Source organism: Calditrichota bacterium (assembly GCA_016867835.1).
Taxonomy (GTDB): Bacteria; Electryoneota; AABM5-125-24; order Hatepunaeales; family Hatepunaeaceae; genus VGIQ01.
Genome location: VGIQ01000150.1, coordinates 1 through 5,277, shown reverse-complemented (window position 1 = coordinate 5,277; position 5,277 = coordinate 1). Strand labels below are relative to the sequence as shown.

At 59.0% G+C, this 5,277-nt stretch carries 6 protein-coding genes; 1 reads left to right on the top strand and 5 read right to left on the bottom strand.

Features of this window, described 5'->3' with window-relative positions; genetic code table 11:
- Positions 1-263: serine hydroxymethyltransferase (gene glyA / locus FJY67_11210; protein MBM3330016.1), on the top strand; the 263-nt coding region annotated here is incomplete at its 5' end.
- A gap of 96 nt (positions 264-359) precedes the next feature.
- Here the strand turns inward: glyA and rsmD are convergent.
- From rsmD to FJY67_11185, 5 genes are all read right to left on the bottom strand, one after another.
- A complete protein-coding gene (gene rsmD, locus FJY67_11205) occupies positions 360-923 on the bottom strand; it encodes a 16S rRNA (guanine(966)-N(2))-methyltransferase RsmD (GenBank protein MBM3330015.1) in 564 nt (187 codons plus the stop codon).
- Between the two features lie 7 nt (positions 924-930).
- On the bottom strand, positions 931-2,331 hold the full coding sequence (locus tag FJY67_11200) for a hypothetical protein (protein ID MBM3330014.1): 1,401 nt from the start codon (positions 2,329-2,331) through the stop codon (positions 931-933).
- An 11-nt stretch (positions 2,332-2,342) separates the two neighbouring features.
- Complete coding sequence (locus FJY67_11195) at positions 2,343-3,857, bottom strand: hypothetical protein (GenBank protein ID MBM3330013.1); 1,515 nt, start codon at positions 3,855-3,857, stop codon at positions 2,343-2,345.
- A gap of 83 nt (positions 3,858-3,940) precedes the next feature.
- Positions 3,941-4,399: a ComEA family DNA-binding protein gene (locus tag FJY67_11190; GenBank protein MBM3330012.1), complete on the bottom strand. Its 459-nt coding sequence runs from the start codon at positions 4,397-4,399 to the stop codon at positions 3,941-3,943.
- 16 nt (positions 4,400-4,415) lie between these two features.
- A partial coding sequence (locus FJY67_11185) for a molecular chaperone DnaJ (GenBank protein ID MBM3330011.1) occupies positions 4,416-5,277 on the bottom strand: 862 nt, incomplete at its 5' end.

The following is a 5,277-nucleotide window of genomic DNA, read 5'->3' as shown; positions in this document are numbered from 1 at the left end:
CATCTGCAGCGCTCGAGTGCGCAGGGATTACGGTCAACAAGAATATGGTGCCGAACGACCCGCAAAAGCCGTTCGTTACATCGGGAGTTCGAATCGGCACTCCGGCGCTCACAACACGCGGAATGAAGGAAGATGAAATGCGGACGATCGGTCGGATCATTGCGGAGGTGCTGGAGAACCTTGCCGACGACGCATTAATAGCCCGCGCTGCAGCGAAGACATCGGAACTGTCGGGAAGGTTTCCTTTGTATGAGTACCCTTGACTTGGGAATTGTGAGCAAACTAAGGAAACTATTGAACTTGGTGGGCGGGATTTATCCCGCCCACTGTGCGTAAGACCTTCAGGATACGCGAGTCTCTTAACGGACTCGTTCCCACACCTCAACCACGGACTCGCCATAGACCTTTCGTCGATCGAGAGTGAGCGGCGACGATTCCTCCATCCGCGGCGCTGCGGTATGGCGGGAATATTCCAGGCAGATCAACCCACCGGTATTCAACACTTCTGAAGCAACCACTTCGTCGAGAATACGCTCCGGCTCGGCTTGTCTATAAGGCGGCGCGGCGAAGATTAGATCGAACGGGCCGGTCCCTTCCTCCCGGCACTGATGCAGAAAGCGATAGACATCCTTGAGGGTGAACCAGGCACGGTCGTCGAAGCCGCAAAGGGCAACGTTTTCACGGGCGTAATGGAGGGATTTGTGCGAGATATCGACGAAGTGGACGTGTGCCGCGCCTCGCGAAAGAGCCTCAATGCCTAGACCGCCGGAACCGCAGTAGAGATCGAGCACATTCGCTCCCGGTATTACCTGCGCCAGGTAATCGAACAGTGCCTGACGCGCCCGGGCGGTCGCCGGACGGACTCCGTCGTGAGGTGCCTTTAACCTCCGGCCTTTGGCGGCCCCCCCTACGATGCGCGGCATGCTGAGGTTACTGAACCGTTACCGACCACTCGCTGCCGGAGCGTGCCAGCGTCACCTTGGCAATGCCGGGTGTCCGGTAGAGGGCATCGACGCAGCGCAATGCAGCCTCCATAGAACCGCCGGCGGTTCTTCCTCGAGCCGTCAGGCCGGCTTCACGTGCTACCCGCTCGAAGGCAGATGGATCGCGGCCGACGCTCGACTGCGAAAGTGCTGCTGCCGACCTGACGACGACAGCCCTGCCAATCCCTGTGGAATACCGGCCTGCCACCGCCACGGATGTCAGTTCCGGGCGCGTTTTCAACGCAGCCAAATAGGCGGGCTCATCGGCGAGGTCAAGCACTTCTATCAGTGTTCCTGAAGCGCTTATCACCGCCAGCGAGACCTTTGCACCGGACGGCAACAATGAAACGAACTGGCGGAGTGGCGACTCGGAACCGGCAGTTAACGGCTTCTGCTGCGGAGTTGTTGCGACCGGCTTCGATTGAGACGGTGTCGGTGTCGCCGTGATGGATGCAGCAGTTTTTTCGATGACCTTCGCCTTTGAACCTGCCACGTCCGGGGTAGCTATAATCGAAGCCGTTGGCGCCTCTTTGGTGGGAGGCTGGGCGGCTATTTCCTGATCGGGCTTAGATGAAGTCTTGGTCGGGCTGGATTGGGAGGGGGACAATGGCATTGGAGTCGAAGCGGTAACCGATGGATCTGATGTCGCAGGCGTCAAAGTGGCTACTTGGGGCTTGACCGGCGGCCAGTAGAGATAGAACGCGCCGGCACCCAGTGCTGCAACGAGAATGACTGCCGCCCAAGCCGGCTTCACCGTGATTTGGCGCTTGGCTAAAGTTGGAGCCAGGCTCTCGGACTCTTCATCGACCACCGGAATCGCATCTCGCAAGTCAAGCGGAATCTCGAACGAATAAACCTCTCCCGCGGACGGTTCATACCCTATACCTGCGATCTCGATACCGGCTACGTGGGCGGCTGCCATGTAACGGTCGATGAGTTCACTCCGGGCGGCGACGACACGGTAGGCTCCATTTCTACCGGAAGGTGTGAAAATGAAGCGGAATTCCTCGAAATGCTCGGCGAGACGGGCGGTCGTTTCCCAACGCAACTGCTCGAGTTGCTCTTCGTCGGTTGGCAGTTGAGGTGCTTGCACGTCAAACTCGAACGCCCAACCCCGCGGCATCAGTAGCCAGCAGGGGAGACTAAGGTCAACTTCAGCCAGGAGGTCGTGCAGGACGGCTCCCAACTGACCGCCCGAAGCCGGATCGTCAAGTCTGGAAATGCGAGTGGGCCGGGTAATCGGGAGACTTCCGACCAGTTCGGAACTATCGCTCCAGGTTCCTTCGCTGGGGATGCGACGGAGTTCGAGCGCAGCCTCGCTCCAGGTAACGACAAAGACGTCCGCCATACTGCCTCCGGTTATCTTTTTTCGCTCCAGGAGAGGTCGCCGTTATGGACCTGACCGTGGTTGGCCGTTCCACCGACGGAGAAGATGCGGTCGAATAGCGACCGGTCAGCCTTTAGAAACTCGCCTTCGATGGGGCAATGGATGTCGATGCCGGTTGAATCGACTCTTGCAGTGCGGTAAATCTCTCGTCGCGCGAGGTGTTCAAGCAAGTCCTGCACGTCGCCGCGGTTCAGGTGTGCCGCAGTGATGCTGTCGGTGCGCTCGTGTATGAGCCGGCTGCGGATCAGGTCCGGGTTGGCGTAGTAGGCAATCGAGTCCGAAGTAGTGCTCACGGTGCCGCCTTCAACGATTGCGAACCGGCCTTCCTTCCGCACCCGTTTGAGCGCCACATCAAACTCCCGCGCCACTATATGGTCCCGCATACGGTTGACAATTCCATCGCGTAGGGCACCGAAAGCTGAATCGACCTTGAGCAAGTTCATACGGTCATAGACCGCATCGCGGATCTTTTCCCAACGCACCTTCTGGTCTCCCTCGATGGAGGGATGCGCTTCGAGGGTGCTGTCGTTTATAGCCTGCGCCAGTTGGGCCATGCCTTCCCGATTCAGATTGGAAGCAGTCGAATCGAGGAACCGATGTGACTCGATACTAAGCAGCGAGTCTTCTACGATCTCCATCGTCTTCGCTTCGAGCAACGCCCGCTTGGTGGCCCCGTCAGCCTCCTTCAAGAGGCGATAGACGACGTTGGATGCCAGCATGCGCGACCGGCTGACAGGTTCGACGGGCGGGCTCTTCTCCAGCATCATCTCAATCAGCGCTTCGGTGGCAAGTTTGACGTTTACCCGTGCCGGATAGGGAGTCCCGGTTGTGGGACACTTTTCAAGGCTCTTCGTATCAATGAAGAAGATGTAATCGGACGCCTTGACGGAGATAGGGTCGCCAAGGATCTGGGTCATTCGGATCCGACCCTGTGCGCCAATCAGAGCGAAACAACCTTGATCCCCCCGGTCGTCGATGACGGCTGTAATCGGCACATCGGCGGCGAAGATACATTTTGAGACCGGCGCAAAGGGAAAACGCGCCTTGGGCTGAACGCTCAAGACGACCGAGTCGGGGCCAAAGTCAGCCTTCCGCCCGGCCGGATAGTCGATGGCTAACCGACGTTCATAATGGTTGAATTGAAGGAACGGATCGGTGAATTCAATCTGGAAAGAGTCGATGCCGGAGTCTTCGCGGGTGAGACGGTCCGCTTTGAAGTGCGGTGCCGGGACGATGGTCTCGGTCTGCCCGGCGAAAGAGACCTGTGCGGCGAGATCGTCCGAGTGCTGCCGGAGGGTTCGGGCGTGAAATTGAGCCGCATAGAGGAGGTTCTCCATCCGGTCGCGGCAGAGTGCCTCCTCCCGGGCTTGCAATTTCCAGAGATGCTTTGGATAGAGGATCGAGGTCAGCAGGATGATCGCAAGAACGCCTATCGCAATCTGCAGGACGATGGAGCCGGACGAACCGGTCGCACGGGATTCGGACATTAAAGAACTCGGGTGATACTGTCTGTTTAATTAGTGGGGATTTGCCGTTTAATGGCAACTTGAAGTCTGCGTTGCAAGCGCGGTCATTCAACCCTTCCCAAAGTAACCAGCGGCTTCAGTCGCTCCAACGTCTTGGCGCCGATGCCCTTGACGTCTTTCAATTCATCCACCGACCTGAACCCGCCTCGTCTGGATCGCAACTCCAGTATAAGCGCTGCCTTCTTCGGCCCGATGCCGGGCAAAGACTCAAGATCCGTCGCATCGGCGCGGTTCAGGTCGATAGCCTCTCGCGAGGCTGCCTGCCCGGAAAGTGAGGGCGACGTTTCCTGCGACCTCTGCACCGAATCTGCCGCGGCTTCGGAAGCAATGAGTGTCAGACCTTCTGCCAGTCGCCGCTCGCGAAGATAACGCAAAGTTGATCCAATGAGGATCATCGCAATCAGCACCTGAATCGCCCGTCGCTCGATGGTAGTGAACGCCAGACCTCGCCAGGCGCCGATAACGTTGTTTCGCCACTCCCGGATTCGACCCCCGATGCTCATCGCTGCTGTCCGGTTGCTACCGGAAGATATCCTTCACTTTGTGAAAGAAGGGTTTGTCGTCATCGACGCCGCCGGTGCTCGGGCCGGCTAACTCCTCGAGCAACTTGCGTTCCCGTGCGCCTACTTTCTTAGGGACGTGGATGGTAACCCGGACGATCTGGTCGCCGCGTCCGGGGCTGTTGAGATGAGCAATCCCCTTGCCTTTCAGACGGAAGAGTTTGCCGGGCGGCGTCCCGGGCGGTATCGTGAGACGAACGTTGCCGCCCAGTGTCGGAACGTCGAAAGCGTCGCCAAGCACCGCTTGAGGGTATGTGATCTCCATTTCATAGAGCACGTCGTCGCCATGCCGGGTAAAAAGGTCGTGCTCGGTTTCGACAAAGTGAACGAGGATGTCGCCCGCCCGGCCGCCGCGTGGCGCGGCGTTGCCCTCTCCGGAAAGACGAAGGTAATTGCCTGATGCAACCCCCGGTGGGACGCGAACCTGGATGGTCTTCTCGTCGCGCACGAGCCCCTGGCCGCTGCAGGTTGGACACGCCTCGCGAGCCACCCGGCCTTCACCGCCGCAGAGCGAGCAGGTCGTTACATTGACGACGCGTCCGAAGAAGGAGTCGGCGACGTGGCGCACTTTGCCTGAGCCGTTGCAGCGCGGACAGACCTCCACCCGGCCGTCGCGCGAACCGCTGCCGTTGCAGGTGTCGCACGGCTTCTGGAAACGCACCTTGACCTTCTTAGTTGTCCCTTCAGCGATCTCTTCAAGGGTAAGAGACAATTCAATGCTAAGATCTGCGCCTTTGGGTGTGCTGCGGCCGCGAGTGCCTCCACCCCGCCCGAAGACATCCCCGCCAAAGGCGCCTCCGAAGACCGACCGAAAATGGTCA